A 327-nucleotide genomic window follows, 5' to 3' on the forward strand; every position below is an offset into this window, starting at 1 on the left:
GAGCCTCGACGGGATGTCGAACAGGGAGAAGACCCTGGTGATAGACCGCCTGAGGCCGTGCGGGAAGTGGTCCTTGAGAGAACTCACGAGTTCCTTGGGGATATCAAAGAGCTCCTATGAGTACCAGCGCCGCGCGATCGCGAGGCCCGACCGGCGCGCGCCCCTGCGCGCGCTCGTGCGCAGGATCTTCACCGAGGACGGCGAGGGGGCGCGGGGGTACCGCTTCGTGACGGCGCGCCTGCGCGAGCTCGACGAGCCCGTGCGCGCCTCGGAGAAGGTCGTCCTCCGCATCATGCGCGAGGAGGGCCTGGTCCCCAGGTGGATGAG

The 327-nt window shown here is 68.5% G+C and carries 1 protein-coding gene; it reads left to right on the forward strand.

Annotation, left to right across the window (positions count from 1 at the left end; translation table 11 throughout):
- Window positions 1-327, forward strand: a 327-nt coding sequence (locus tag ACTQ05_RS09625) for an IS3 family transposase (RefSeq protein WP_441538988.1), incomplete at both ends; no start/stop codon positions are given.

The sequence above is a fragment of the Collinsella sp. LCP21S3_A9 genome, from assembly GCF_052118785.1.
Lineage (GTDB): Bacteria > Actinomycetota > Coriobacteriia > Coriobacteriales > Coriobacteriaceae > Collinsella.